1 protein-coding gene is annotated in these 1598 nt (G+C 24.2%); it reads right to left on the bottom strand.

Annotation, left to right across the window (positions count from 1 at the left end; genetic code table 11):
- On the bottom strand, positions 1-1598 hold a 1598-nt coding region (locus tag AJ886_RS02935), incomplete at both ends, for a contractile injection system protein, VgrG/Pvc8 family (protein ID WP_315940679.1).

Raw genomic sequence — 1598 nt, forward strand, 5'->3', positions numbered from 1 at the left:
ACATAAGGTTTATCTATATCATCATCTAAAAAAGAAATAATCACTTCATCTCCTATTCTTGGAGTATGAAAAAAACCTGAATGATTACTTGCTATATGAGAAGCTACTCTTAAAAAAGGAGTGTGATGATAAGATTTATAAGTATTGCTTGATAAATTAGAAGAATTTATATCTATATCATTTGCAATAAAAGTATCATTATCTAATTCTTCTTGATTAGCATAAAGATTAATCCTTACCTTAACCCTTCCATGCTCATCAGTATAAATAGTATTTCTCTCACTTTCTATATCTTTACTCTCTCCTATAACAATACCTTGAGTGCTATTAGGAGCTTTAGGTTTAGCTTTAAAACTTGGAGTAAAGATAATATTCTTTTTTAATAAAGTTAAAGTATTAGAATAAGATTTACTTAAATTTAAATCTTTTAAATTTAAATGATCATTAGTATTAATAGAATTAGCTAAGATAGCATCATCAATTAAGATTTGAGTATTAGCAATAATAATAAAGTCTTTAAGCAAAGAAGCTTTATCTTGTTTTTCTTCATCTTGATTTTTTATTTCTTCTTGATGATTAAACTCCTTATAATTTAAAGTGATAAAATCTCCTAAGCTAAGATGATAAATATTACTTTTTGCTAGTAAGCTTTCATTTAATACTAAGGCTCTTTTTTCTTTAAGAGAAGGCTTAGTCTTTAAATCAATGCTTTTTGTAAAAGAATATTCACTCTCATAAAAATGTTCATTATAATAAGCTTTGTTATTAAGTTCTTGTTCATAAGGAACTTTATTAGAATGTAAAGATAAAAGATTTAAAGGAGTGTTAGCATTAATACTAGAATGTGTAAAAGAATTAGTTCTTAAGTTTTGCTCTTTATAAATAGAAGAAATACAAGCTTGATTTAAAATATTATTAACATTAGGATTATACTCAATTTCTTTATTTTTTACATTTTTATACACATCACAAAAATAAATAGTGTTCTCATCTTCATAAAAAAAGATTCCATTATTATGGCTTAATCTTGTAATAAAGTCTAAATCACTTTCATTGTATTGAGAGATGAGTTCTTGTTCTTCATAATTAAAATGTATATTAGAATAATCAATTTCTTTATGTAAGATATCTTGATAAAAACCAAGGGTTTGTTTAATCACTTCTATAATATTAGTATGAGTATAAATACGATTGGCTTTATTTAAAGAAAGTCTTATCAAGACTGATTGAAGCTTAAAAGAAAAAAAATGCTTGTATTTTATTTGCTTAGTATTTGAAGTGCTATCATTAATATTTAAAGCACTTTCATGATTAATACCTAGATATTTTATATAAGTGATAATTCCCTTATAATTTTTTACTTCATTGTTATCAAAGTTTAAGGTATTATTCTCATAAGGATTATGGATACTTAAAATAGCTTCTTGATCGATTAAAACATTAGGATGAAAATTAAAATCTTGACTTAGATTAAATAAGCTTTCATCTAAACTTTCAAAAAAACCTTCACATTCTATAGAAAAAAGTTCTTCAAGACTTTCTTTGATAATGGCTTTAGTGATTTTAAAGGGTAGGGGATTTGAAGTAGAATTTGATAT

The organism is Campylobacter sp. BCW_6465 (assembly GCF_001762815.1).
Lineage (GTDB): Bacteria > Campylobacterota > Campylobacteria > Campylobacterales > Campylobacteraceae > Campylobacter_D > Campylobacter_D jejuni.